This window comes from Streptomyces sp. NPDC031426, assembly GCF_055581585.1.
On the sequence record NZ_JBVIJE010000020.1, the window covers coordinates 62671 to 87843 of the forward strand.

The 25173-nt window shown below is 69.8% G+C and carries 23 protein-coding genes; 2 read left to right on the forward strand and 21 right to left on the reverse strand.

Going from position 1 to position 25173, the window contains the following annotated elements:
* Window positions 1-70 precede the first annotated feature (70 nt).
* The 7 genes from ACZ5NH_RS32215 to ACZ5NH_RS32245 all read right to left on the reverse strand — a co-directional run bounded on the left by ACZ5NH_RS32215 (window position 71) and on the right by ACZ5NH_RS32245 (window position 8545).
* Window positions 71-2911: an SNF2-related protein gene (locus tag ACZ5NH_RS32215; protein WP_468780249.1), complete on the reverse strand. Its 2841-nt coding sequence runs from the start codon at window positions 2909-2911 to the stop codon at window positions 71-73.
* Between the two features lie 95 nt (window positions 2912-3006).
* Entirely contained in the window at window positions 3007-3588 is a 582-nt protein-coding gene (locus tag ACZ5NH_RS32220; protein WP_468780251.1) for a sugar kinase, read from the reverse strand.
* The gene (locus ACZ5NH_RS32225) at window positions 3585-4730 is read right to left on the reverse strand and encodes an ROK family glucokinase (RefSeq protein WP_450986604.1); all 1146 of its coding nucleotides are present in this window, start codon (window positions 4728-4730) and stop codon (window positions 3585-3587) included. Before ACZ5NH_RS32225 ends, ACZ5NH_RS32220 begins: the two co-directional genes overlap by 4 nt.
* 117 nt (window positions 4731-4847) lie before the next feature.
* The gene (locus ACZ5NH_RS32230; RefSeq protein ID WP_468780253.1) at window positions 4848-5618 is read right to left on the reverse strand and encodes an ATP-binding cassette domain-containing protein; all 771 of its coding nucleotides are present in this window, start codon (window positions 5616-5618) and stop codon (window positions 4848-4850) included.
* Window positions 5615-6643: an ABC transporter permease gene (locus tag ACZ5NH_RS32235; protein ID WP_468780255.1), complete on the reverse strand. Its 1029-nt coding sequence runs from the start codon at window positions 6641-6643 to the stop codon at window positions 5615-5617. Before ACZ5NH_RS32235 ends, ACZ5NH_RS32230 begins: the two co-directional genes overlap by 4 nt.
* Complete coding sequence (locus ACZ5NH_RS32240; protein WP_468780257.1) at window positions 6640-7644, reverse strand: sugar ABC transporter substrate-binding protein; 1005 nt, start codon at window positions 7642-7644, stop codon at window positions 6640-6642. The genes ACZ5NH_RS32235 and ACZ5NH_RS32240 overlap by 4 nt, the downstream gene beginning before the upstream one ends.
* A gap of 163 nt (window positions 7645-7807) precedes the next feature.
* The gene (locus ACZ5NH_RS32245) at window positions 7808-8545 is read right to left on the reverse strand and encodes a GntR family transcriptional regulator (protein ID WP_468780354.1); all 738 of its coding nucleotides are present in this window, start codon (window positions 8543-8545) and stop codon (window positions 7808-7810) included.
* Between the two features lie 129 nt (window positions 8546-8674).
* Between ACZ5NH_RS32245 and ACZ5NH_RS32250 the strand changes: the two genes are divergently transcribed.
* A complete protein-coding gene (locus ACZ5NH_RS32250; protein WP_468780259.1) occupies window positions 8675-9691 on the forward strand; it encodes a Gfo/Idh/MocA family protein in 1017 nt (338 codons plus the stop codon).
* A gap of 35 nt (window positions 9692-9726) precedes the next feature.
* Here ACZ5NH_RS32250 and ACZ5NH_RS32255 read toward each other — a convergent pair whose 3' ends face one another.
* From ACZ5NH_RS32255 to ACZ5NH_RS32265, 3 genes are all read right to left on the reverse strand, one after another.
* Window positions 9727-10908, reverse strand: coding sequence for a cytochrome P450 family protein (locus ACZ5NH_RS32255; protein WP_468780261.1), 1182 nt, complete (start codon window positions 10906-10908; stop codon window positions 9727-9729).
* 79 nt (window positions 10909-10987) lie between these two features.
* Window positions 10988-11659: a response regulator gene (locus tag ACZ5NH_RS32260; protein WP_468780356.1), complete on the reverse strand. Its 672-nt coding sequence runs from the start codon at window positions 11657-11659 to the stop codon at window positions 10988-10990.
* 210 nt (window positions 11660-11869) lie between these two features.
* A complete protein-coding gene (locus tag ACZ5NH_RS32265) occupies window positions 11870-13090 on the reverse strand; it encodes a sensor histidine kinase (protein ID WP_468780358.1) in 1221 nt (406 codons plus the stop codon).
* A gap of 314 nt (window positions 13091-13404) precedes the next feature.
* Here ACZ5NH_RS32265 and ACZ5NH_RS32270 point away from each other — a divergent pair, with 314 nt between their 5' ends.
* Complete coding sequence (locus ACZ5NH_RS32270; protein ID WP_468780263.1) at window positions 13405-13791, forward strand: ribonuclease domain-containing protein; 387 nt, start codon at window positions 13405-13407, stop codon at window positions 13789-13791.
* 146 nt (window positions 13792-13937) lie between these two features.
* Here ACZ5NH_RS32270 and ACZ5NH_RS32275 read toward each other — a convergent pair whose 3' ends face one another.
* The 11 genes from ACZ5NH_RS32275 to ACZ5NH_RS32325 all read right to left on the reverse strand — a co-directional run bounded on the left by ACZ5NH_RS32275 (window position 13938) and on the right by ACZ5NH_RS32325 (window position 25173).
* Window positions 13938-14924 (reverse strand): BtrH N-terminal domain-containing protein, encoded by a 987-nt coding sequence (locus ACZ5NH_RS32275; protein ID WP_468780265.1) that lies wholly within the window; start codon window positions 14922-14924, stop codon window positions 13938-13940.
* A 91-nt stretch (window positions 14925-15015) separates the two neighbouring features.
* The gene (locus ACZ5NH_RS32280; RefSeq protein ID WP_468780267.1) at window positions 15016-16797 is read right to left on the reverse strand and encodes a carbamoyltransferase family protein; all 1782 of its coding nucleotides are present in this window, start codon (window positions 16795-16797) and stop codon (window positions 15016-15018) included.
* A 15-nt stretch (window positions 16798-16812) separates the two neighbouring features.
* Window positions 16813-17208 carry a pentapeptide repeat-containing protein gene (locus ACZ5NH_RS32285; RefSeq protein WP_388635373.1) on the reverse strand — a complete coding sequence of 132 codons (396 nt, stop codon included), beginning with the start codon at window positions 17206-17208 and terminating at the stop codon, window positions 16813-16815.
* Between the two features lie 15 nt (window positions 17209-17223).
* A complete protein-coding gene (locus tag ACZ5NH_RS32290; protein ID WP_468780269.1) occupies window positions 17224-18264 on the reverse strand; it encodes a BtrH N-terminal domain-containing protein in 1041 nt (346 codons plus the stop codon).
* 4 nt (window positions 18265-18268) lie between these two features.
* Window positions 18269-19021, reverse strand: coding sequence for a DNA alkylation repair protein (locus ACZ5NH_RS32295; protein ID WP_468780271.1), 753 nt, complete (start codon window positions 19019-19021; stop codon window positions 18269-18271).
* The gene (locus ACZ5NH_RS32300; protein ID WP_468780273.1) at window positions 19018-20517 is read right to left on the reverse strand and encodes a B12-binding domain-containing radical SAM protein; all 1500 of its coding nucleotides are present in this window, start codon (window positions 20515-20517) and stop codon (window positions 19018-19020) included. The genes ACZ5NH_RS32295 and ACZ5NH_RS32300 overlap by 4 nt, the downstream gene beginning before the upstream one ends.
* 6 nt (window positions 20518-20523) lie before the next feature.
* Entirely contained in the window at window positions 20524-21366 is an 843-nt protein-coding gene (locus tag ACZ5NH_RS32305; RefSeq protein ID WP_468780275.1) for a carbon-nitrogen hydrolase family protein, read from the reverse strand.
* Complete coding sequence (locus ACZ5NH_RS32310; RefSeq protein WP_468780277.1) at window positions 21366-22070, reverse strand: class I SAM-dependent methyltransferase; 705 nt, start codon at window positions 22068-22070, stop codon at window positions 21366-21368. Before ACZ5NH_RS32310 ends, ACZ5NH_RS32305 begins: the two co-directional genes overlap by 1 nt.
* Window positions 22060-23439 (reverse strand): coproporphyrinogen-III oxidase family protein, encoded by a 1380-nt coding sequence (locus ACZ5NH_RS32315; protein WP_388635382.1) that lies wholly within the window; start codon window positions 23437-23439, stop codon window positions 22060-22062. The genes ACZ5NH_RS32310 and ACZ5NH_RS32315 overlap by 11 nt, the downstream gene beginning before the upstream one ends.
* Complete coding sequence (locus ACZ5NH_RS32320) at window positions 23436-24410, reverse strand: ABC transporter ATP-binding protein (protein ID WP_388635384.1); 975 nt, start codon at window positions 24408-24410, stop codon at window positions 23436-23438. The genes ACZ5NH_RS32315 and ACZ5NH_RS32320 overlap by 4 nt, the downstream gene beginning before the upstream one ends.
* Entirely contained in the window at window positions 24403-25173 is a 771-nt protein-coding gene (locus ACZ5NH_RS32325; RefSeq protein ID WP_468780279.1) for an ABC transporter permease, read from the reverse strand. The genes ACZ5NH_RS32320 and ACZ5NH_RS32325 overlap by 8 nt, the downstream gene beginning before the upstream one ends.

Genomic DNA, 25173 nt, shown 5'->3' on the forward strand with positions numbered 1-25173 from the left:
GCCTCCGCGCGCTGCCGCGCCTCCCGCAGGGCGCGGCGCGCGGCGTCGCCGGGGCGCTGTTCGCCGGTCGTCACGACGGCCTCCGCAGGGAGACGAGGTCGGACAGTTCACGGTCGGTCAGTTCGGTGAGGGCCGCCTCGCCGGAGCCCAGGATGGCGTCGGCCAGGGCGCGCTTGGCGGTGAGCATCTCGGCGATGCGGTCCTCGACCGTGCCCTCGGTGACCAGGCGGTGGACCTGGACCGGCTGGGTCTGGCCGATGCGGTACGCGCGGTCGGTGGCCTGTTCCTCGACCGCCGGGTTCCACCAGCGGTCGAAGTGAATGACATGGCCCGCGCGGGTGAGGTTCAGGCCGGTGCCGGCGGCCTTCAGGGAGAGCACCAGGACCGGGGTCTCGCCGCTCTGGAAGCGGTCGACCATGCGCTCGCGCTCCGGGACCGGGGTGCCGCCGTGCAGCAGGTCGATCGGGATCGCGCGTGCGGACAAATGCGCGGTGATCAGGCGGGCCATGCCGACGTACTGGGTGAAGACGAGCGCCGAGCCGTCCTCGGCGAGGAGGGTGTCCAACAGTTCGTCCAGCAGGGCGAGTTTGCCGGAGCGGGCCAGGAGCCGGTCGGCGTGCGGGTCCTCCTTCAGGTACAGCGCCGGGTGGTCGCAGATCTGCTTCAGGGCGCCCAGCAGCTTCAGCACCAGGCCCCGCCGGGCGATGCCCTCGGCGGTCTCGATGGCCAGCATCGACTCGCGCACCACCGCCTCGTACAGCGCGGCCTGTTCGCGGGTGAGCGGCACCGGGTGGTCCGTCTCGGTCTTGGGCGGCAGCTCGGGGACGATGCCCGGGTCGGACTTCTTGCGGCGCAGCAGGAACGGCCGTACCAGACGGGCCAGGCGCTCGATCGCCTCCTGGTCCTCGCCGTTCTCCACCGCGCGGGCGTGCCGGGCGCGGAAGGACTTCAGGGGGCCCAGGAGTCCGGGGGTGGTCCAGTCGAGCAGGGCCCAGAGCTCGGAGAGGTTGTTCTCCACGGGGGTGCCGGTCAGCGCCACGCGCGCGGGGGCCGGGATGGTGCGCAGCGCCTTGGCGGTGGCCGAGAAGGGGTTCTTCACATGCTGGGCCTCGTCGGCGACGACCATGCCCCAGGCCTGTTCGGCCAGGCGGGCCGCGGCCGAGCGCATGGTGCCGTACGTGGTGAGGACGAAGCCGCCGTCGAGGCCGTCCAGCGTCCGGTCGGGGCCGTGGAAGCGGCGGACGGGGACACCGGGGGCGAACCGGGTGATCTCCCGCTGCCAGTTGCCCAGGAGGGACGCGGGGCACACGACCAGGGTCGGCTCGGTGCGGGCGCGTTTCAGGTGCAGGGCGATGAGAGTGACGGTCTTGCCGAGGCCCATGTCGTCGGCGAGGCAGCCGCCGAGGCCGAGGGAGGTCATCAGGTCCAGCCAGCCGAGTCCGCGCAGTTGGTAGTCGCGGAGGGTGGCAGCCAGCCCCGCGGGCGGTTCGGCGGGGCGCAGGCCCGCGGTGAGCCGGTCGCGCAGGGCTGCCAGCGCGCCGACCGGGACGGCCTCGACGGTCTCCCCGTCGACCTCGGCGGTGCCGGTGAGCGCGACGGACAGGGCGTCCACCGGGTCGAGCAGGCCCAGTTCGCGCTTGCGGGCCTTGCGGACGAGGGCCGGGTCGACCAGCACCCAGCGGTCCCGGAGCCGGACGACCGGGCGATGGGCCTCGGCCAGGGCGTCCATCTCGGCCTCGCTGAGCGGATCCCCGCCGAGAGCCAACTGCCAGCGGAACCGGAGCAGTTCCTCGCTCTCGAAGAAGCCGGTGCCGTCGGTCGCCGAACCGGGCGCCGGGCGGACCACCGCGGCGGCCGTCAGGTCGCGGGCGAGGTCCCGCGGCCAGTGCACGGCGACGCCGGCGGCGGCCAGTCGCGGGGCAGCGACGCCGAGCAGCTCGCCCAGCTCCTCCTCGGACAGGGCGAGCACATCGGGCACGTCCTGTCCGGCGAGCCGGTCCAGGGGCGGCCACACGCGGGCCGCGCGCCGCACCGCGAGGGCGGCGTCCACCCGCGAGCGGGGCCCGAACGCCGTGTCGGCCTCCCCCGCCCACAGGGCCGCCGCGTCGGCCACCAGGGTGGGGTCGGCGAGGCTGTGCACCTGCACGATCGCGGCTCCGGCGGCGCGCGCGCCGTCGTGCTCACCAGCGTCGAAGACGTCGTAGGCCGACAGGTCCAGGCGGAGCGAGATCCGCACGCCCGCGTCCATGCCGGCGGCGACCTCGGCCGCCCATTCATGGGCCTGGGGCAGCGCCACGGGCTCCCGGGCGGCGAAGGGCCGGCCGGAGGTGTAGGGGGCGGCCGGGGTGCGGGGCAGGGTGTCGGCGACCGCGTCCAGGAAGGAGCGGATCAGGGCCTCCGGCTCGGGCAGCCGGAGCGGGCCCGGGTCCGGGAGCGGCACGGCGTGGCCTTCCGGGGGCAGGGCCGCGGCGACCGCGCGCAGGTGGGCGATGTCGGCGGGCTCCAGTGGGCCGGCCCGCCAGGCGTCGTGGCCGGCCGGGGTCAGGCCCGGCAGCAGGCGGCCGCGGGCCACCAGCCGCAGCGCGTGCAGTGCGGCGGCGCCCCAGCAGGCCGTGGCCGGATGGGCGGCCGGGTCGCGGCGGGCCCGGACCAGCAGCGGCAGGGCCTCGGCGAGCGGGAGGGCCAGCGCGGGCACCTGCCGGCGGCGCACGCCCGCACCGTGGCGTCGTACGACCGTGATCTCGGTGGTGTCGCCCTCGACGGACCCGCCGTCGGGGTCCCAGAAGGCGATGCGGCCCTCGCGCGGGAGGGGCGCCGGAAGGTAGACGGACGCGAGGCGCACCGGGAGCCGGTCCCCGGCCTGCCCGGATCCTCCCGCGCGCTCCGCCACCGCTGCCGTGCCGCCGCTCATACGTCCGCCATCTCCCGCCCGTGCATCGGATCAGACGTCTTCGACTCTACGGGCGGGGTCTGACAATCGGCCCCGGGGCCGCCCAGGGCCCGCGACTACGGGACCGTGCGGGAGACGACGTAGACCATCGGGTTCTTCGGGTCGGACATGTTCACGACCACGTCCTGGGTCGGCGCCGGGTTCTTCTGCCGGTGGGTCAGTCCCCACCAGGGCCCGGTGCCGGTGAAGCGCCAGCCGCTGACCTTCTGGTCGCGGGCGCCGATGGCGATGTCGCTCTTCTTCAGTTCGTCCCGGCGTGCGCCCATGGTCTGCAGGAAGCTGTCCAGGCCGGCGGCGTTGGTGCGGAACTGCACGTAGAGGCGGCTGGTCTTCCAGTTGTTCGTCTCGTAGGAGGCGATGTAGTCGGCCGGGTGCGGGACCGTCACCTGGTAGAGGCGGCGCTGCACGTTCGACGGCCAGCCCGAGGTCAGGCCGGTCGCCGAGTACTTCGCCTCCTTGTCCTTGCCGCTGTTGCGGCTCTGGTTCGCGGAGATCACCAGATAGCCGGCCGGGACGCCGATCAGCAGGCCGATGATCAGCAGGGTGAGCGCGCGGCGCCTGGCCTTGTGCCCGGGGTTCTCGGCGGGGCGGCGCGGCTCGTCCGGCGGGGCGGCCTGGCGCGGCAGGGAGGCGGTCATGCGGTGTCCCGGTCCCGGCGGGCCTGGGTGTACCGCTCGTAGCGTTCGAACCGCTCCACCCGGCGGCGCTTGGCCCGGCGGAACCGGCGGGCGACCAGCCGGGCCAGGTCGGCGGCGCCCACCATGCCGGCCTCGGGGCCGAGCTGGGCGCGGGTGATGCGGGCCTCGGGGCGGTAGCCGCGGCCGGTGAGGTGGCGCTTGAAGGCGTCCCGGGCCGGGCCGATGAGCAGGTCGTCGGCGGCCGAGACCCCGCCGCCGATGACGAAGCAGGAGGGGTCGAGGGCGGCGGCGAGGTTGGCGATGCCGACGCCGAGCCACTGACCGATGTCCTGGAGCAGCTCGACGCACATCGCGTCGCCCTCGCGGGCCAGCTCGGTGATCATCGGGCCGGTGATGTCGCCGATCTGGCCCTTGACGTGCTCGATGATGCCGTAGGCCACCGGGGAGTCGGCGGCGGCCAGCTCCTTGGCCTCGCGGACCAGCGCGTTGCCCGAGCTGTACTGCTCCCAGCAGCCGCGGTTGCCGCACGGGCAGCGGTGGCCGCCGGGCACGACCTGCATATGGCCGAACTCGCCGGCGACGCCGTACTTGCCGCGCTTGACCTGACCGTCCTCCAGGATGGCGCCGCCGATGCCGGTGCCGAGGGTGATCATGACGAGGTGGTCCTCGCCGCGTCCCGCGCCGAAGCGCCACTCCGCCCAGGCGGCGGTGTTGGCGTCGTTGTCCACGAGGACCGGCACGGAGAGGCGGCCGCTCAGGCGGTCGCGCAGCGGTTCGTTGCGCCACGACAGGTGGGGGGCGAACAGGACGCGGTTGCGGTCGGCGTCGACCCAGCCGGCCGCGCCGATGCCGACCGCGTGCACGTCGTGCCGGTCGGACAGGTCCAGGACCAGCTCGACGATGGTGTCCTCGACGACCTTGGGGCTCTTGGACTTGTCCGGGGTCTCCGCGCGGAGCTTCTCCAGGATGTTGCCGTCGGCGTCCACGACGCCCGCCATGACCTTGGTGCCGCCGATGTCGATGCCCACCGTCGGCACCCGGGGTGCTGTCAGATGGGAGCGGCGTTCCCTGGTACCGACCGTACGGAGCACGGGGGCCCTGCGGGAGCCGATGGGGGCGGTGAGGTCGCGGTAGGTGCTCATCGTTTGTCGATTCTGCCTCACCGTGGGTGTGGGTCGCGTACGGGACGGGAGAGGCTGGTGCGCGAGCGTCGCCGACCGCGGGTGCGTTGTGGCTCGTCGCACGGTTCCCCGCGCCCCTCAACCACGCTGCAGTTCATGGCGCAGGGCGTCCAGGTCGGATCCTCCCGCCATCTGCCGGGTCAGCTCGTCCAGAGTGATCTCGTCCCGTGTGCAATTGCCCACCATTGTGCCGCGGCGCAGCAGGACGAATCTGTCGCCGACCAGGTACGCGTGATGCGGGTTGTGGGTGATCAAGACAACGCCCAGGCCTTCGTCGCGTGCCGCGGCCACATATTTGAGGACCACACCGGACTGCTTCACCCCCAGTGCCGCCGTCGGCTCGTCCAGGACCAGGACCTTCGCGCCGAAGTGGACCGCGCGGGCGATCGCCACGCACTGGCGCTCGCCGCCGGAGAGGGTGCCGATGGGCTGGTCGACGTCCCTGAGGTCGATGCCCATGCGGAGCAGTGCCTCGCGGGTGGTGCGGCGCATGAGGTCGGTGTCCAGGCGCTTGAAGGGGCCCTTGCCCTTGCGGGGCTCGGAACCGAGGAAGAAGTTGCGCCAGACCGGCATGAGGGGGACGACCGCCAGGTCCTGGTAGACCGTGGCGATGCCGCGGTCGAGGGCCTCGCGCGGGGAGGAGAAGGTCGTCTCCTCCCCCTCGATGCTCAGGGTGCCGCCGTCGTGCCGGTGCAGACCCGCGACGATCTTGATCAGGGTGGACTTGCCGGCTCCGTTGTCGCCGAGGACGCAGGTGATCTCGCCGGGGTGGACCTCCAGCGAGACGCCTTCGAGGGCGCGGACGGTGCCGTAGTGCTTGCTGACGTCGGTCAGCTCAACCAGAGTCACTTGCTGACCTCCGCGCGCTTCTTGACCCAGGCGTTGAGCAGGGTCGCGAGGAGCAGCATCGCTCCGAGGAAGAACTTGAACCAGTCGGGGTTCCACTCGGCGAAGACGATGCCCTTGCTGGTCATGCCGAAGAGCAGGGCGCCCACGGCGGAGCCGATCGCGCTGCCGTAGCCGCCGGTGATCAGGCAGCCGCCGATCACGGCCGCGATGATGTAGATCAGCTCGTTGCCGACGCCCTCGCCGGACTGGACGGCGTCGAAGGAGAAGAGCAGGTGCTGGCCGGAGATCCAGGCGCCGAAGGCCACGCCCATGTAGAGCCCGATCTTGGTCCTGGCGACCGGGACGCCGACCGCGCGGGCCGCGTCCTGGTTGCCGCCGACGGCGAAGATCCAGTTGCCGGCGCGGGTGCGCAGCAGGATCCAGGAGGCCATCGCCACCAGGCCGAGCCACCACAGGATCGTGACCTTGAAGTCGACCCCGCCGATCGTGAGCGTCGAGGCGAAGAGCGCGTGGGCGGAGGGGAAGCCCTCCATGTCCCCGATGGTCTTCGTCGACACCGTGCCGTCGATCAGCTTGGTGAAGCCGAGGTTCATGCCGGTCAGCATCAGGAAGGTGCCCAGCGTCACGATGAAGCTGGGCAGCTTGGTGCGGGTGAGCATGAAGCCGTTGAACGCGCCGATGGCCAGCGTCACGAGGAGGGACACCCCTACGCCGACCCAGGTGTTCGCCGTCATCTGGTAGCTGAACATCGAGGAGACCAGCGCCGAGGACGTCACCAGGACACCGGCCGACAGGTCGAACTCGCCGCCGATCATCAGCAGGGCCACGGGTACGGCCATGATGCCGATGGTCGAGGAGGCGTACAGGATCGTGCTGAGGCTGGCGGCGCGCAGGAAACCGTCGGCGGCGCAGGCGAAGAAGACGAAGACGGCGAGGGCGCCGACCACCGAGCCCAGTTCCGGCCGGGAGAGCAGCTTCTTCGCCGGCGAGCTCTGCAGAACCCTTTCATCAATGGTTGCGCTCATCGCGTGCCCCGCTCGGTGTACGCGGCCAGCGCGGCGGCCTGGTCCTTGGTGATGATCTGCGGACCGGTCAGCACCGGCCGGCCGCCGCCGAGGACGTCGCCGTTGTACTTGTAGGCCCACAGCAGGTCGACCGCCTCGTAGCCCTGGAGGTACGGCTGCTGGTCCACGGCGAAGCCCAGGGTGCCGTTCTTCAGCTCGGCGGCGACCTGTGCGTTGAGGTCGAAGGTGTCGATCTCGGCCTTGCTGCCCGCGTCACCCCTGGCCTTCACGGCGGTGTCGGCGTACGGGGCGCCCAGGGTGACAACCGAGTCGATGGAGTCGTCGGCCTGGAGCTTGGCCTCGATGGCGGACTGCACGTCCGGCATGTCGGTGCCGTTGACGTACAGCTTCTGCAGCGTGCCGTGGAAGGTCTTGGCGACGCCGTCGCAGCGCTGCTCGTGGCCCACGTTGCCCTGCTCGTGCAGCACGCACAGGGCCTTCTTCCTCCCGCGCTTGTTCAGCTCGTCGCCGACGGCCTCGCCGGCGATCGTCTCGTCCTGGCCGATGTGGGTGAGGGCGCCGAAGGCCTTGGACTCCGCGGAGCCGGAGTTCACCGTGATCACCGGGATTCCGGCCTTCTCGGCGCGGGCCACGGCTGCCTTCATGGCGTCCGGCTTGGCGAGGGTGACGATGATGCCGTCGACCTTCTTGTCGACCGCCGCGTCCACCAGCTGCGCCTGCTGCTGGGCCTGGTCGTCGTGCGAGTACAGGAAGTTGATGTTGTCCTTGACGGCGGCCTGCCTGGCGCCGCTCTGCACGATGTCCCAGAAGGTGTCGCCGTCTCCCGAGTGGGTGATCATCGCGAAGGTCCAGCGGGGCGTGTTCACCGCCGCCCTCCCCTGGGCCGCGGCGGCCTTGCGGGCGTCCTCGGCCCGCTTGCCTCCCGTGCTGCTGCATGCCGCGAGGGACAGCGAAAGTGCCCCTGTCAGCGAGATGACCGCCCAGGTCCTGAACCGTGCCACGAGGCAGTGCCCCTTCTTGCTGTGTTCGTACGTGCGGAAGGGGCCGGTGATCAGCTCAGCGGCCCCAAACGCTCCAGTATCGAACACAGGTGACACTCATGACACAGCCGGGGAGCACGCACCCGTCCGAATGTCCGGACATTACAACGAACGCGGTCGCCGGTCAGGGCCGGACGAGCAGCTGGAACTCGAAGGAGTAACGCGTCGGCCGGTAGGTGTGGTCGCCGAACTCGACCGCGCGGCCGGTGTCGTCGAAGGTGGTGCGCTGCATGGTGAGCAGCGGGGCGCCCTCGTCCTCGGCGAGCCGCTCGGCCTCGGCCGCCGTGGCACCGCGGGCGCCGATGGACTGGCGGGCGCTGTGCAGGGTGATCCCGGCCGAGCGCATCAGCCGGTACAGGCCGGTGGCCTCCAGCTGGGCGGTGTCCAGGTCGAGCAGGCCGGACGGGAGGTGGTTGATCAGGTACGCCATCGGCTCGCCGTGCGCGAGGCGCAGCCGCTCGATGCGGTGCACGTCGCCGCCCTCGGGCACGCCGAGCGCGGCGGCGACCTCGGCGGAGGCCGGTACGACGGTGTTGACCAGCACCTTGGTCGCGGGGCGCTGACCGGCCGCCTCCAGGTCGTCGTACAGACTGCTCAGCTCCAGCGGGCGCTTGACCTGGCTGTGCACCACCTGTGTGCCGACGCCGCGGCGGCGCACGAGGAGCCCCTTGTCGACGAGGGACTGGATGGCCTGGCGGACGGTCGGCCGGGACAGACCGAGCCGCGCGGCCAGCTCGATCTCGTTGCCCAGCAGGCTGCCCGGAGTGAGGCTGCCGTGCTCGATGGCGGCTTCCAGCTGCTGGGAGAGCTGGAAGTACAACGGCACCGGGGAGCTACGGTCCACATGGAGGTCGAGCGACACGGTGGGGTCCACATCTGGTTTCGGCACGGCCCGAGCGTAGTCCCGTGGCCGGTTGACGGGAAGTTGTGTAGTCCGATTGTCCGGACATACGCATTGACAGGGCACGGGCTCCGCCCTCACTTTGTTTCCATGCGCATCGGGGTCATCGGTACGGGCCGCATCGGCAGCCTCCACGCGAGAACGCTCAGCCGCCACCGGGAGGTCGGGTCACTGATCCTGACCGACGCGGATCCGGCGCGGGCGCAGGGACTGGCGCACCGGCTGGGTGAGACGGCGGCGCCGGGTGTGGACGAGATCTTCAAGTGGGGCGTGGACGCGGTGGTGATCACCACGGCGACGTCGGCCCACGCCGAACTGATCGGTCGGGCAGCCCGCTCGGGCCTGCCGGTCTTCTGCGAGAAGCCGATCGCGCTCGACCTGCCGGGCACACTGCAGGCGCTCGCCGAGGTGGAGACGGCGGGCACGATTCTGCAGATGGGGTTCCAGCGGCGCTTCGACGCGGGATACGCCGGCGCCCGCGAGGCCGTGCGCTCGGGACGCCTCGGCCGACTGCACACCGTGCGCGCGATGACCTGCGACCAGTCCCCTCCCCCGGCCGACTGGCTGCCGCTGTCCGGTGGGCTGTTCCGGGACACGCTGATCCATGACTTCGACGTGCTGCGGTGGGTGACGGGCCGTGAGGTGGCCGACGTCTACGCCACCGGGTCCGACGCCGGGCCCGCGATGTTCCGCGAGGCCGGGGACGTCGACACGGGCGCGGTACTGCTCACGCTGGACGACGGCACGCTGGCCACGGCCACGGCGACCCGGCTGAACGGCGCCGGGTACGACGTGCGCATGGAGCTGGCCGGGGAAGCGGACACGGTCGTGGTGGGCCTGGACGACCGTACGCCGCTCGCGTCCACCGAGCCGACCGGGCCGCCGCCCGCGGACAAGCCGTGGCCGGGCTTCCTGGAGCGGTTCGGCCCCGCGTACGAGGCCGAGCTGAACGCCTTCCTGGAGGTGGTGCGCGGCGAGCGCCCCAACCCGTGCGACGGCCACGAGGCCCTGCAGGCTCTGCGGGTGGCCGAGGCCTGCGAGCTCTCCCGCCGGGAGCGGCGCCCGGTGCCCCTGGCCGAGATCCCGGACCGGGCACGGCCCTCGTAGCCGATGCCCGGCACGGGTGCCCGGCGGCCGAAGAGCTACCAGCGCACCGGCAGGGTGCGGACGCCTCTCATCAGGAGGCCCGGAAGCCACTCGCCGGGTGCGCCGTCGAGGGTGAGGTCGGGGGCGCGGCGCAGGAGGGTGCCGATGGCCGTGCGGCCCTCCAGGCGGGCCAGGGGTGCGCCCAGGCAGTAGTGGACGCCGTGACCGAAGGCGAGATGGCCACGGGGGTCGCGGCGGATGTCGAAGCGGTCCGGCTCGGCGTAGCGGGCGCCGTCACGCTGGGCCGCGGTGAGGCCGATCATCACATGCTCGCCCCGCTCGATCCGGATGCCGCCGATGTCCAGGGGCTCGGCGGCATACCGGAAGGTGGCGGTCTCCACCGGGCCCTCGTAGCGCAGCATCTCCTCCATCGCGCCGTCCAGCAGGCCCATGTCGGCGCGCAGGGCGGCGAGTTGGCCGGGATGAGTGAGCAGCGCCAGGACGCCGTTGCCGATGAGGTTGACCGTGGTCTCGTGGCCGGCGATCAGCAGCACGTAGGCCATGCCGCGCAGTTCTTCCGCCGAAAGCCGGTCGCCGTCCTCGGCGGTGGTGCGGATCAGGTCGCTGAGCAGGTCGTCGGCCGGACCGGCGCACCGCTTGTCCTCGATCAGCTCCGTCAGGTACTCGGCGAGGCTGACCACCGCGTCGTACTCGCGCTGCGAGCTGGTCGGGGCGACCACCTCCGTCGACAGTTTGCGGAACTCGTCGCGGTCCATCTCCGGGACGCCGAGGAGTTCGCAGATGACGGTGATGGGCAGCGGGTAGGCGAGGGAGCCGATGAGGTCGGCGCGGCCGGCCGGGAGCATCTCGTCCAGCAGGTCGTCGGTGATCTGCTGGACGCGCGGGCGCAGCCGCTCGACCCGGCGCATGGTGAAGGCCCGGGCGACGAGGCCGCGCAGGCGGGTGTGCTGCGGCGGGTCGGTGGCCAGCAGGTGCCGGCCGATCAGGTCCTCGTCGAGGAAGGTCACGCCGATCCTGCTGCCGTCCTTGGCCAGACGCGGGTCGGCGAGCGCGGCGCGGGCCTCCTCGTACCCGACGACGAGCCAGGTCTCGTAGCCGTCGTCGGAACCCGGTGGCCGGACGCGGTGGACCGGGCCGCGCTCCAGCAGGCGCGCGTACACCGCGTGCGGGTCGCGGCGCAGTTCGTCGCCGTACTCCCCCAGATCGATCAGCTCCATGACCTTCCCGTCCTCCCCTTGCGGCCCCCGAGGCCAGGACAGCAGCACCCTGTGTGCGGACAACGCCCCGGACGCCCGGTTAGTGCCCGTCGTCCCCGAGGAGCCCGGCGTCGTAGGCGAGCAGGGCGACCTGGACGCGGTTGTCGAGGCCGAGTTTGGCGAGGATGCGGGAGACGTGGGTCTTGACGGTGGCCACGCTCATGAACAGCTCGGTGGCGATGGCCGCGTTGGGCAGGCCGCGGCCGACGGCGACGGCGACCTCGCGTTCGCGGTCGTTGAGGACGGCGAGCCGTTCACGCGCGCGTGCCTGGCGCGCGTCGGCGGCGCCGCCGGCCGCGTGCCGCATCACCTGCCGGGTGACGGCGGGCGACAGCACGGGGTCGCCGGCCGCGACCCGGCGCACGGCGTCGACGATCTCGGTGGGCGGGGTGTCCTTCAGCACGAATCCGGCGGCGCCCGCGCGCAGGGCGTGCAGCACCTGCTCGTCGGCGTGGAAGGTGGTGAGCACCACGACCTGCGGGGCGTCGGCCCGCGCACGCAACCGCTCGGTCGCGGTGAGCCCGTCCACCGACGGCATCCGGATGTCCATGAGGACGACGTCCGGCCGGGTGCGCGAGACGAGCTCCTCGGCCTCGGCGCCGTCCGCGGCCTCCCCGACGATCTCGATGTCCTCGGCCCCGCCGATCATCAGGGCCAGTCCGGCCCGTACGAGCGGATCGTCGTCGACGAGGAGCAGTCTGATCGGGGTCATGGGCCATACGTAACCACGGTTGGGCGCCCCGCGGTGCCGGGCCTCGGCACCGGGGCGGGGCGGCGCGACCGGATGCCGTGCCGGGGCGGGTACGACGATGACGGCAACCTGGTGCGCGAGGTCACGGTCGGCACCCACCGGCCGACAGTCACCACGGCCACGCCGGGCTGCGGCGGACCGGCGTACGAGGGGTAAGTACGCGGGGCGTGCTCAGGCCGTCGGTGCCGGCCGGTCCCAGGGCAGCCAGGCCCGTACCTCGAAGCCGCCGTCCGCCGTGGTGCCGTGGTCCAGTCGGCCGCCGGTGAGGGTCGCGCGTTCGGTGAGGCCGATCAGGCCCTGGCCGGAACCCGGCACGGGCGTGGGCTCGTCGGTGGGCGGCGGGTTGGTGACCGTGACGGTGAGGCCCTCGCCCGGTGCGCCGGTGAGGTGCAGGGTGACCTCGGCGCCGGGGGCGTGTTTGCGGGCGTTGGTCAGGGCCTCCTGGGCGATGCGGTAGGCGGTGCGGCCGACGGAGGCGGGAACGGCGGCCGGGTCGGCGACGCGGTGCTCCAGGGTGACCTTCATGCCGGCCTCGCGGCACTCGGCGACCAGGTCGTCCAGCGCGGCCAGCGTCGGCCGGCGCCGCTCGCCGGCGGCGTCCTCGGCCTCGCCGGCCCGCAGCACGCCGATGATCTCCCGCAGGTCCTGGAGCGCCTCGTGCGCGCTCTCCCGGATCACCCCCGCGGCCCGGGCGACCTCCTCGCGCGGCGCGTCCGGCCGGAACTCCAGCGCGCCCGCGTGCACACTCAGCAGCGTGAGCCGATGGGCGAGGACGTCGTGCATCTCCCGGGCGATGGCCTCGCGGGCGAGCCGCTGCGCCTGCTCGGCACGCAGCCGTGCCTCGGTCTCCGCCCGGCGGGCCCGCTCCCGCAGACTGAGCATCAGCAGCCGCTTGGAGCGCACGAACATGCCCCAGCCGATGACGGACACCGCGAACAGCACGGCGAACACGACGGAACCCGCGTAGGGCAGATCCCGGTCCGGGCGCAGCCAGTAGTAGACGGGTACGAGGGCGAGGTCGGCCCCGCCGATCCAGGCGACGTGGCGGAAGGGCCGGTGCACGGCGAGGGTGAACAGGGCGACCATGGCGGCGCCGCCCGCAGTGGAGGACACGAAGCCGACGACGACCATCGCGGCAGCGAGGCCCACGGGCAGGCGTCGGCGCAGCCAGACGGCGCCGCAGGACAGGGCGCCGAGCAGTACGTCGACGGCGGCGAGGCCCCGGGGCGTGTGCTGTTGCCGGAGCAGGACGGTGGCGGTCGCGAGGAACAGGAACACCGCCAGCAGGAAGCAGCAGGTGTCGACGACCCAGTCCCGTGCGGTGCGCCGGGGCCGCCGGCCGGCCGGGCCGGAGTCCGGGTCGAGCCCGTGCAGCAGCGCGGAGGGCAGCATCCACCGGCGCAGCTCCGCCCCGCGCGCCACGGTGTGGTCGAGCCCGTTGTCTGTCACGGTCGACAAATCTACGGTCGGCGCGGGGTGCCTGACGCGCCGTGGACGTGATCGGCTACCAAAGTCGCGGACTCATGGACTTTCGGCGGACGTGGACACAGCAGAGCACACACGCCGCGCCTGGTTCGAAACGATGTGTGGGAGCGACGTGGTGACGCCAGGTCGCAAGTTAACTCCGCGAAAACTCATCGGACTGGACGGGAAACTCTCGGAGTTGTCATTGACATGCCACCTTCTACGCGCGTCATCATGGCGGCATGAGATTCCCCCCACGAATCACCCCCATCGGCGCCGCAGCCGCCGTCCTGTCCGCCCTCCTCATCGGCGGCACCGTCACCGCCACCCCGGCGTCCGCCGCAGTCGGCAGCATCTGCTATAGCGACCTGCCCTCCCAGGCGCACGACACGCTCGACCTGATCGCGTCGGACGGCCCGTTCCCGTACTCGCAGGACGGCACCGTCTTCTCCAACCGCGAAGACGTCCTGCCCAGCCAGCCGTCGGCCTACTATCACGAGTACACCGTGATCACGCCGGGCTCCTCCACGCGCGGCGCACGTCGGATCGTCACGGGTGAGGAGTCCCAGGAGGACTACTACACCTCCGACCACTACGCCACGTTCGATCTCATCGACTTCGGTTGCTGAGGTCTGGCCGTCCGTCACCAGAACCGGCTGGAGGCCCGGTCTGCGCTCAGCCGGGCCACCAGCTCATTGCTCTCAGCGGGGCCGATGACGCTACCGGGGCCCTCCGTGGTCATGGGCCCCGGTCGGTGTGCTGCCGTGGGGCCGGGTCAGCTCGACAGTTCCATGAGACGGCTCATCAGGCGCTGTTCCTCCTCGGCGGCCTCGTGCACCAGCTTCGACGCGCTGTGGAGGGATTCCCGCGACGACGCGACTCCCGTCTCGTGCAGAAGCGCGGCCACCCCGGTCCACTTCTCCGACACCTCACGGTACGCGTCCGAGATCTCCCGGAACCCGGCGACACCGGTGAGTTCGGCGGTCTCCGCCAGGAACTCCGCCCACATCATGCGGAACAGGCCCCCGCCCGTTCCCGCGTCCTCCATGATCGTGGCGATCTCGGGAAGGCTGTCCGCGGGCGATTCCAGGTCGTCGAGCCACTGCGGCATGAGGTCGGCGACTTTGTGCATGCCCTTGAACCCGAAGTTGGAAATCGGCGGATTCAAAAAGTCCTCTGCCGCCCTTTTGACGCCTTTGCGGGCGGCTTCCCCCAGGTCAGGAAGGCCGCCCTTCAGACGATGGAGGGTGAAGGCGCGGTTACGTGAACTCATCGGGCCGCGTGCGTTTCGCGCGGTCGCGAGGGATTCGCCGGAGGCCCATTTCAGGCCGAGCGGCTGAGTTTCGACCAGGGCGAAACGATCGTCGTCGTGCCCGACGCAGGCGACATAGTGCGCCGCGAAACGGAAGTCGTCGGTGGAGTAGTCGAGGAAGTAGCGGTCGAGCTTGAGCCCGACAACGGTTCCGGAATCAAGCTCTGCCAGCAGCTGTTCCCTCGCCCGTTTCACCGAGGAGGTCTCGTGAACGGACAGCCGCAAGTTCAGCGCATTCGCGAGATTGGCGGAGAGCGTGTCGGGTTTGATGCGGCCACCGACGAACGGCGTCGGCATCTGCTTCGTCCGCCAGTAGATGAACGACAGGCCACCGGCGAGGCCGAAGACGAGTGACTCCGACAAGTTGATCTCTTGCTGCCGCAACAGATTCACGAGGGTGGTCGACTCGCAGTGTTTGCCGACGAACGGATCTGCCTCTAAAAGCGACACTTGCTCACCTGTCCCTTCCTTCGCGTGGATCGTAGCGCAGCCTCCTTGAGTGCGGTTGCGGGTGGCCAGTACCGGAAGGGATTTCACTCGCTCACATCGCGCGCGACACCAGGAAGTTGCCGAGGAACAGATGATCCATCTCCGTCTTGAGGAAGCAGGCCAGAGCATCCTCGGGTGAGCAGACGATGGGTTCGCCGGCGACGTTGAACGACGTGTTGATCAGACAGGGAATCCCGGTGAGCTCGGTGAACTCACGCAGCAGTTCGGCGAGCAGCGGATTGCTCTGCTCGGTGACCGTCTGGATCCGCGAGGTGCCGTCGACGTGGCAGGCACCCTGGATCATCTCCTGGTACTCGGGCCGCACCGGAACCACGAAGGTCATGTACGGCGAGGACTTCTTCTTGCCGAGTTCGAAGACGTCGGACGCCAGGTGTTCGAGGACCACGGGGGCGAAGGGCCGGAACTGCTCGCGGTGCTTGATGCGTTCGTTGATGATGTCCTTGATGTCGGGGAACTTCGGATTGGCCAGGATGCTGCGGTTGCCCAGGGCGCGCGGTCCGTACTCAAGACGCCCCTGGAACCACCCGATGACGCATCGCTCCTGCATCAGCGTCGCGGCCTCCCGCGGCACGTCCTCGGCGTCCAGTTCCCGCCAGGTGACTTGGCCGGCGTACTGCCGGAGGGCCGCCCGGATCTCCTGGCCGCCGTAGCTGGGGCCCAGGTACGGCGATGTGCTGACCCGGGGCGGTGTGCCGGCCTGTTGGCTGGCGAACAGAGCCGCCCCGATGGCCACGCCGACGTCGCTGGCGCCAAAGCTGACGTCCATCTCGGTGAAGCGTGAACGCTCCAGCAGCTTGCTGTTGTTGACACAGTTCAGGGCGAGTCCGCCCTCGAAGATCACACGTGGGAGGTCGCTCCGGGCTTCGAGCGTGCGGATCTGGCCGGCGGTCACCGTTTCGAGCATGTGCTGTGCCGCACTGGCCACGCGCACCCGGTAGTCGAAGTCCTCCCGGCATTCCGCGTCTCCGCCGAAAATACGATCGAAGAGTTCGTAGTAGGCGGGTACGGCGTTCGCCGGATAGGGAATCCGGTAGGTGCCGTCGGGGCACACCTCGACCACGTGGGTGAGGAACGGGTTCGGCTCGGGAGGCGCGCCATAGCCGGCCAGCCCCATCACCTTGTACTCGTCGTTGTTCGGGACAAATCCGAGGTATCGCGTCACCACGGAGAAAAGCATCGCCAGCGAGTGCCGCGAGTCGATGGTGACGTCGTCGAATATCTTCGCCTCGCCTTCGCGTACCTCGCCCATGATCGACGACAGCCATTCGGCGCGACCGTCACTGACCAGGAACGCCGCGTCCCCACCGCCCGACAGGTGGTAGCCGGTCATCAGGTGCGCGATGTGGTGCGGGACCCGGACCAGCTTCTCCGGGTTCAAGCTGTGGCCCGTGTGCTCGAGGAAGTCGGCCTGCGTCGCGTCCTCGCTGAACATCGCCGCATGGGTCTCCGCCAGGCGCTGCAAGCGCGCGAACTTCTGTTCCACGGTCGCCGCGCCGTCCTCGGTGATCTCGGCGATCATCTTGTTCACCACGTCCTGGGAGAACTGCCAGGAGAAAGCGAAGGTGTCGACGTCGTCGAAGGAGAGCCCGGCCGATTCCAGGCACCAGCGCATCGCCTTGACCGGGAATTTCGACGTCTTCTTCTCCCGGTTGAGCCGTTCTTCCTCGACGGCGGCGACCAGCTTTCCGTCGATGACGAGGGCGGCGGACGAGTCGTGGCCGTACAGCAGGTGACGGTCGATGCCGGTGGCGCGAAAGAGGCGCCCGAAGATTTCCGCAGACTTGCCAAATCCGTTGTAGCCCAGAATGATCACGAGGGGCTCCTTTCGCTATGGCCAGATCGTGAGGTAGTCCGATATCACAGCCGACCGCCGGAAACTCGCGTCCAGCACCGCGCCGGTCAGATCAGCACCGCTGAGGTCCGCGCCCTCCAGGTTCGCGCCGACGAGCCGGCAGTCGTTCAGCTCGGCCAGGATGAGGTACGCCTCGCACAGATTGGCGCCTTCGAGATTCGCGCCCCGCAGGTCGGCGGACATCAGGTACGACTCCGTCAGCACGGCGTCGGTGAGGTCCGCGCCGGCGAGTTCGGCGCCCCGCAGGTCGGCGCCGTGCAGCGCCGCCTTGCGCAGGTCGGGCCGGAAGGGGCCCTGCGCCCGGCGCCGGCGGGCATGTTCGTTCCAGCGTTCGGGGCCCTGGAGCAGTACGGACTCGTCCTCGGTGGGCATGTCTCGACCTCGCGGCTACAGGGTGGTGAGCGCGGTGAGCGCCCGCTTCTCGATGTCCATCGCGGACCGCGCCGTGTCCGCCACGGCGTCCACGAGCGTCTTGAGATCGTCGCGCGCGGTGGCGGTTGCCCCAGCTGTCAGCAGGGCGGATCCCAGGTTCGACCACAACCGGCCGCTTTCGCGGAACTGCCCGGCCGCATCGGCGTAGCGTGCGTCGCCGGTGCTGTCGGCCATCCTCGTCAGGTACCGGCCGATCATCGGGCGGAACAGCCCGCCGCCGGTGCCGAACGACTCGATCTGCCGTCCCAGATGCAGTAGTTGACGTGCCAGTGCGTCGGTCCGCACCACGTGGCCGGCCAGGTCCACGTCCTCGACCTCGCCGTGCTTGGACTGCGGCCATGACGCCGCCGTCGTGGCCAGCAGCCTCATCCCGGGAATGCCCAGGTGCCGGCTGCCCGGTCTGAGGATCTCGCGGCACAGGTTCCGGACGGCCACCGGCCCGACGAGGTTCAGCTGCGGTGTCCTCCGCGGCGCGCCGAAGACGTACACCTTCCAGTCCGGGGTCAGCGGCGGCGAGTTGCGGCTGGACCGGGCCGCCTGCAACTCGGCCGCACTCACGGACACGGGCTCGTCGAACGCCGGATCCGACACCTCGAACGCGTCGGCCCCGAGGGGGCGGACCACGTTGACGAAGTACCCGCCGAAGGAGGAGCGCCCGTCCAGACCCCAGTACGGGAGCAGACCGAGGTCCACCCGGGTCATGACGGCCGGCGCCGACTCCAGCAGCTTGGCCAGGCCCGCGCCGGACTTCGGCGTGTGCACGGCGACCTCGACGCCCATCAGCCGCGCCGCCCGAAGCGGCATGATCGCCTGCTTGCCGACGGCGATGTCCGGCGCGTTGCCGTTCGCCGGGAAGAACGAGAAGCCGAAGCCTCCGTCCAGTCCGAACACGACCTCCTCGTCGACCGTGTATCCGCCGGCGGCGAGAAGGGCGCATTGGCAGGCCGTCTCGCAGTGGATGCCCCGACGGTGGACGTAGCGGCCGGTCGCGTTCATCGCGTCACCCCTGTCCCAGTGCCATCAAGGACCGCCGCATCCGCGGGTCCATCTTCTCCACCGCGTACCGGAAGGTGTCGCGGGGCATCTCGGTGTGCCAGGTGCGCAGGAACTCGGCCACCTCCGCGGGATGGACCTCTGCTGTGACCTTGAGCAGCCAGCCGCAGCCCTTTTGCACATAGACGTCGTGGTCGTGCATCAGCCGGACGCAGTTGTCGAAGACGTGCGACGGCGGCAGTTCGAAGACCGTCCGGCCCACCTTGCGCCGGACGAACTTCACGACCGCCACGTTCGCGGCACGCCTGGCCCACGGGGAGGTGGACTGGACCCAGCGCCGCGTCCGCGGGATCAGTTCCAGATGCCCGAGGAAGAACGGATACAGCAGTTTCAGGCACATGTCGTCGCACTGCGCCCAGTTGGACACGTAGGTCTGCAGCCAGTGCTCGCAGCGGTCCAGCAACTCGTCGCCGAATCCGGTCCTGGCGACCTTGTGCAGGACAGCGAAGCCCAGCAGCACCTCCTCGTGGTGCTCGGCGCGCGCCAGCACCGCCTCCGCCAGGAGCAGCCGCGTCGCCGCGGAGATGTCGCGCCGGTCACGGAAGTAGTCGGTGGCGATCTCGGCGACCGCGGCGTTGCCGACCCCGAGCGCCCGGATCTCGTGCGGGAAGTACCGCTGCATTCCCGCCGCGAAGTCCGGGTCCGCTCGGTCCGTGAGCGTCTTCAACAACTCTTCGGCGATCGCTGGAACGTCTGTCATGAGGTGCCGATCGTGAGTTTGAGCGGCTGGGTGGTCATGGGCCGTGGTGCGCGTTCCAGCCGCGGCTTGCTCTGCATGACGTACTCGTACTCCTGCTGCATCTCGTCCACGGCCCGGATCGTGTCCTGCGAGCGGTCCGCCAGGTTCTGCCCGCCCAGGCCCCACCACAGGTACCAGTTCTTGTGGCTCAGGTAGGCGTTGCGGACGAAGTCGAGCGTGTCCCGATCGGCGAGGATGGCCGGCTCCACATAGAAGGCGGGGACGAAGGTGCCCTGCCCCTCCCGCAGGATCCCCGCCTTGACGGCCTGGCGCTGCAGCTTGGTGCCGCTGAGTATCCGGATGCCGAGGTTGGCGTAGATCTGGGCCGGATTCAGATGCCGCTCGGTGAACCGGATCGACTCCCTCAGCGCCTGGGGGGTCTCCCCCGGCCCGCCGAGGAAGATGCAGTGGGTGTGCTCGATCGGGCTGGCCGTGAAGAGGCGGTCGATTTCGAGGACCCGTGCCATGTCGAAGCCCTTCATCAGGTCCGACAGGGCTTCGTCGGTGAGCGCGTCGGTGCCGAGGTCCACCCGGATGCAGCCGGCCGCGTGCAGCAGCTCGACGAACTCCGGCGTGACCGCGTTCGGCGTCAACTGGCAGTACCAGGGCACGTCGAGCTTGGCGCGGATCATCTCCTCGCACACTTCGGCCGCGTACTCCATCGGGTAGTTGAAGGTCGCGTCGACGATCTCGAACTCCCGCACGGCCGGGTTGTCCGCCATGGCCCGCTGAATCTCGCCGACGACCTCGGCCGGGTCCTTGAACCGGTCGCCCTTGCCTTCGGTCTTGCGGATGATGCAGTACGAGCAGAACAGCTTGCAGCCCCGCTTGGTCTGCAGGGTCTCGATGGCCGGCTGGTGGTCTCGGGTGAGGTCGGAGGCCGCCGAGACGCCCTCCTCGAAATACCGGGGGTCGTAGACGGACCGGTCGGGCTCCAACGCCCCTAGGTCGAAGGCGGAGTTCGACTGGTTCTGGCAGAACCTCCCGTTCTCGTCGAGGTAGCAGAGGCCCGAGATCGACTCCAGACGCCCGCCGGACTGGAGGTAGTCGAGCAGTTGGACGATGCCGGCCTCGCCCTCACCCGCGATGCCGTAGTCCGGCTGGGCGTACTCGAAGAACGACAACGGCTCCACCGAGAAGCCGGATCCGCCGAGGACGACCGTGGCACTGGTGTACTTGCGTACGCACTGGACGATCTTCTCGGTCATCGGGCCGAAGAAGACCGGGTCGATGAACGTGAGGTTGTCCAGGTTGCGTACGGCGATGCCGACCACGTCGTAGGTGCCGGTGGTCAGCCTTTCCCGGACCGCCTTCAGCTCCCGGGACTCCCAGAGGAGGTCCAGGACGTCGACGTCGTGTCCGGCGTGCTTGAGGGCGGCGCTGATGTAGGCCATGCCGATCGGCAGCGCCGGCCGCGGCACCCTGATCTTGTTGGTGGAGATGAGCAGCACTCGCATGGGATGTCACTCTCGTTCGAGCTGCCAGTACGTCGCCGGCTGCAGATCGCCGCGCAGGGTGGCCTTCGTGCGGTAGCGGCGCATGCGGTCCAGGTCGATCTCGACGACGCCGACGCCCGCCTCCTTGCCGAGGTCCACCATCCGTTCGTCGCCGTCGACGAAGTCGAAGCGTTCGGCCTCGAGGAACAGCGGGTCCGCCAGGATCTGACTGCACCCCATGTAGCCGAATCCGGCGTACAGATTGGTGCCGATCCCGGACGCGAACGCGACGATGCATTCGGCGTCCACCGCCCGGACCGGCAGTCGCATGTTCGCCACGTACGCGAACATCTCGGGCACCAGCGCGGAGCACACGATGATGTCGACTCCTCGGCGGCAGTACTCCCGCGCGACCTCGGGGAAGTTGATGTCGTAACCCTGCATCAGGCCGAGGCGCCCGAACTCGACGTCGAAGACCGGGTATTCGGATCCGCAGGCGAGGTAGCGGGCCTCCAGTTCGTGGCAGTGCACGCGCCGGTAGCGGCCGAGCAGGGTGCCCTCCGGGCCGACGAGAACCGATGTGCTGTAGTACTTGCCGTCGTCGCCGCGCTCCAGCAGACCGGCCACGATGTGCACGCCCGCCTGCTTCGCCTGCTCGCACAGGAAGTCGGTCTCCGGCCCCGGGATGGGCACGGCCACGTCCGCCACCTCGAGGATGTTGCCGGAGGTGGAGAAGGCCTCGGGCAGGCAGATCAGGTTGGCCTTCCGCTCGACGGCCTCGCGGATGTACCGCTCGGCCCGGCGCAGGTTCTGGGCCGGCTTGCCGAGCTTCGACTCCATCTGGATGACGGCGATCGATGTCCCGGGCATCACGGGCTCACCGGCTCTAGGGGGCGCGAGGAGATCACCAGGCCGAGGTCCTCCTCCACCACCTGCCAGTCGGTCAGGCCGGCCTCCCGGAGCAACTCGGCCGCCTCCTCGCGGGTGTACGCGGCCTGCAACGACCGCATGAACTCGTCACCACCCTCCTTCACGAACTGCAGGATGAAGGTGATGTGCCCCTCCTCGGCGTGCCGGTTCATGTCCTCGATGATCACGACGCCGTCGGGTTTGCAGATGCGGGCGCATTCCTTCAGCGTCTCGACCGGCCTGCGCCAGCGGTGCAGCGAGGAGAACGAGAACACGATGTCCGCGGAATCGTCCGGGAACGGCAGCCGGTTCAGCTTGGCCATCTCGAACTCGACGTCGCCGGCGGTGTTCGCCCACACCGCCAGCGTCAGGTTGTCCTCGGCGACGTCAACGAGGTTCTGGTTCTCCTCCACCCCGGACACGGCCAGGTCCGGCAGTTTGCCGGCCACGTGCAGCGACAGCAGGCCGGTGTTGAAACCGACCTCGACCAGGTCGGTCATCCCGTCGCGGACGTTGGCCAGGATGCGGTCGCTGGGCCGCTTGTACGCCATCAGCGCGGACCGGCGCATGCCCAGGTCGTAGAAGCGCACCTTCTCGATGTCCTCGTGCGGGGACGGCTGCGGCACTCGGTCGGTCAGGTTGAGCAGTCGGGTCTCAGTGGTCATGGCGGGCCTCCTCGGCCTTGGGCCGGGGGGTGATCTGCACGGGGATCGGCTGCTGGGCGATGAAGTTGGAGATGTCCGCCCCCAGATGCTGCGGGTAGCGCCGGTACTCCGGCGAGTAGAACGCCTTGGAGATGTTGTCCAGGTAGTACCAGCCCTTCGGGCCGGTCACCTCGATGCCGTCCTCGTCGGCGGTGATCAGGCCCTTCTCGATCAGGTCGTCGATCTCGGCGCGGAACATCTCCATGAAGTCGACGCCGTGGATCCGGCGGAACCGGTCCCGGTTGACCCGACCGGCCTTGACGCCGAGGACCATCGATCGCCGGATCGCCTCCGACTTGGTGATGTGCTTGCCCATGGAGATCGGCAGCCGGCCCTCCATCACCGTCTGGATGTAGCGGCCGATGTCGGGCTCGTTGAAGTACCAGTGGTCGCGCAGGTGCCCGGTCGCGGTGGGGCCGAGCGGGATGATGGGGACGTCCTCGCTCCACGACGTCTCGCCGTACTTCGGCTGGTAGCCGGGTTTGGCGAAGCAGTCGCCGTAGTAGCCCAGGAAGCCGCTCTTGGAGAGCTTCTCCGCGGCGAACAGGAACATCTCGTCGACCACGGCCTTCTCCGGGACCGGCGGCAGCTTCCTGCGCTTCGTGGAGACCTGCGCGAACTCCATGTACGTGTAGAACGAGATGCAGGTGACCCCGAGCTCGATGGCGGTGTCGAGGCTGTGCTCCCAGCTCTCCATCGTCTGTCCGTTGATGCCGTGCATGAGGTCGATGTTGATGTTCTCGAATCCGCACCGGCGCAGCAGCCGGATGCTCTCCTTGAGCATCTCCGGGTCGTTCGGGCGGCCGATGTTCTTCAGTTCCTCCGGCACGAAGGTCTGCACGCCGAGGCTGATGCGGCGCACTCCGCGTTCCAGCAGGACGTTGGCCTTGCGCTCGGTGATGTCGACCGGCGTGGTCTCGATGGAGAAGTCGGCGTCCTCGTCGACGTTCAGGCTGCCGAACAGGTGGCCCAGCAGTTCGTCGAGCTGCGGGGCGGTGAGCGCGGTCGGGGTGCCGCCGCCGATGTAGCCGAGGGTGATGACGTGGTCCTGGATGTACGGCCGGTCGGCGTAGTTGGTGATCTCCGTCTTCAGCGCTTCCAGGTACGTGCGGGTCAGGTCCCGGTCGGTCTGGTGCTTGATGTACGGGCAGCTGAAGCAGAGCCGGTTGCAGAACGGGATGTGGACGTACACCCCCATGGGCTTGCGGGCGAACACCTCCTCCTCGTTCACCGGCACGTGCTTCGTCGGGTACTGCCGCACCCACTCGTTGTCGCGCTCCGGGTATTCCTTCCAGAACGGCATGCTCGTGGTCGTGGTGGTGATGCTCATGCGATGTCCCCCAGTTCGACTTGATCGACGATGGAACGGACGACGTCCGCCAGGGTGGGCTGGAAGTAGGACGCGGAGCGCAGTGCGAGGCCGGCGGCGTGGGCATCGGCGACCATCTCGGCCAGAGTGCCTTGGTGATCACCGTCGGACAGGTCGAGCTTCACGCCGTGATCGACGTCGTGGACGGAACGGATCAGGCCGCAGGTCGTCGCCTGCCGCTGCGCCCAGTCGTGCAGCTGCGTGAGATGCGCGTCGGTGAAGGCCTCCAGGATCAGGCTGGAGCGCTCCCCCCAGCGGGTGACGGCGTCGAGCGAGGCATCCTCGACCTGATGGCCCTGGTGCAGAACCACGACCGAGTCGGCGAGCGCGAGGAGTTCGTCGCGGTGATGGCTGGCGAACAGCACGCCGACGCCGTCCTTCTTCAGGCCCCGCAGCAGTTCCAGCAGCGTCTCGCGGGCCGTCGGGTCGAGGCCCGTGGTCGGCTCGTCGAGGATCAGCAGGTCGGGCCGGTGCGCCACGGCGCAGATGACGTGCAGCTTGCGCTGGCTGCCGCCGGAGAGGCTGCGGACGTACTGGTGGCGGTACTGCTCGAGGTCCGCCAGCGCGATCAGCTCCTCGTAGCGGCCAGGGTCGGCCCGTCGGAGCTTGAGCTGATGCTTGACGTACGTCTCCACGGTGACGCCGTCCGGCAGGTCCTTGGCCTGCTGGACGTACCCGATGTGGCGGCTGACCTGTCCCCAGCGGCGGGGCGGGGTGCCGCAGATGCGCACCGCTCCGTCGGCCGGGCGCAGCAGGCCGGCCACCAGCCGGATCAGTGTGGTCTTGCCGGCGCCGTTGGTGCCGATGATGGCCACGCCTTCGCCTGCGTCCACCGTGAACTCGACGGAGCGCAGGGCGAAGTCGGGGCTCACCCGGTAGTCGAGTCGGGAAACCGACAGCACCGGAGTTCCGGCGCCCGTGGTGTCAGCCATGGCCGATCCTCCTGCGAAATGCCCATGAGGCGACGCCGACGGTCAGGAACGAGTAGACGACCGCGAGGGCCGTCGACGACCCGGAGGCCGAGACGTGCGGCGAGGTGGCGGCGCGGAAGATCTCGACGTGCACCGCGAGCGGAAGCTTGGCGAAGACGTCGCCCAGCGTCCCGAGGTTGGCGAGCGGGAAGAAGATCCCGGCGAAGTACATGAGCGGGATGACGATGATGTTCACGACCGCCGGGAAGGAGATCTCGTTGGTGTATGTCGCGACGAGGATCCCGATCCCGGCGAAGGCCGTGCACGCGGTGAAGAAGCCGAACAGGAACAGCGGCACCGACTCGATCCGGGCGTCGAAGACCCCGACGCCGAGCACGACCACCAGGACGAACTGGAACAGGCACTTGAGCACGACGCCGACGACCCGGGCGAGCAGGAACCCCGAGTAGGACAGGGGCGACAGGATCAGGTCCTCGATCGTCCGGCGGTTGCGGTCGATGATGACCGTGTAGCCGACGGTGTAGGTACAGCTGAACATGATCCCGGCGCCGATGATGCCGGGGAAGACGAAGCCGAAGTAGTTGGCGGCCGTCGGCGCCGGACTCACCATCTGGTCGGTCGCTGCCCCGAAGGCCAGCACCATCGACACCGACGTCAGCAGCGTCGAGATCGCGAACAGGCGGTTGTCGAAGAACTGCCGCATGTCGATGGCGACCAGCCCGAGCACGTCGCCGAGCCAGCTGGACTCCGGTTGCACACGCAT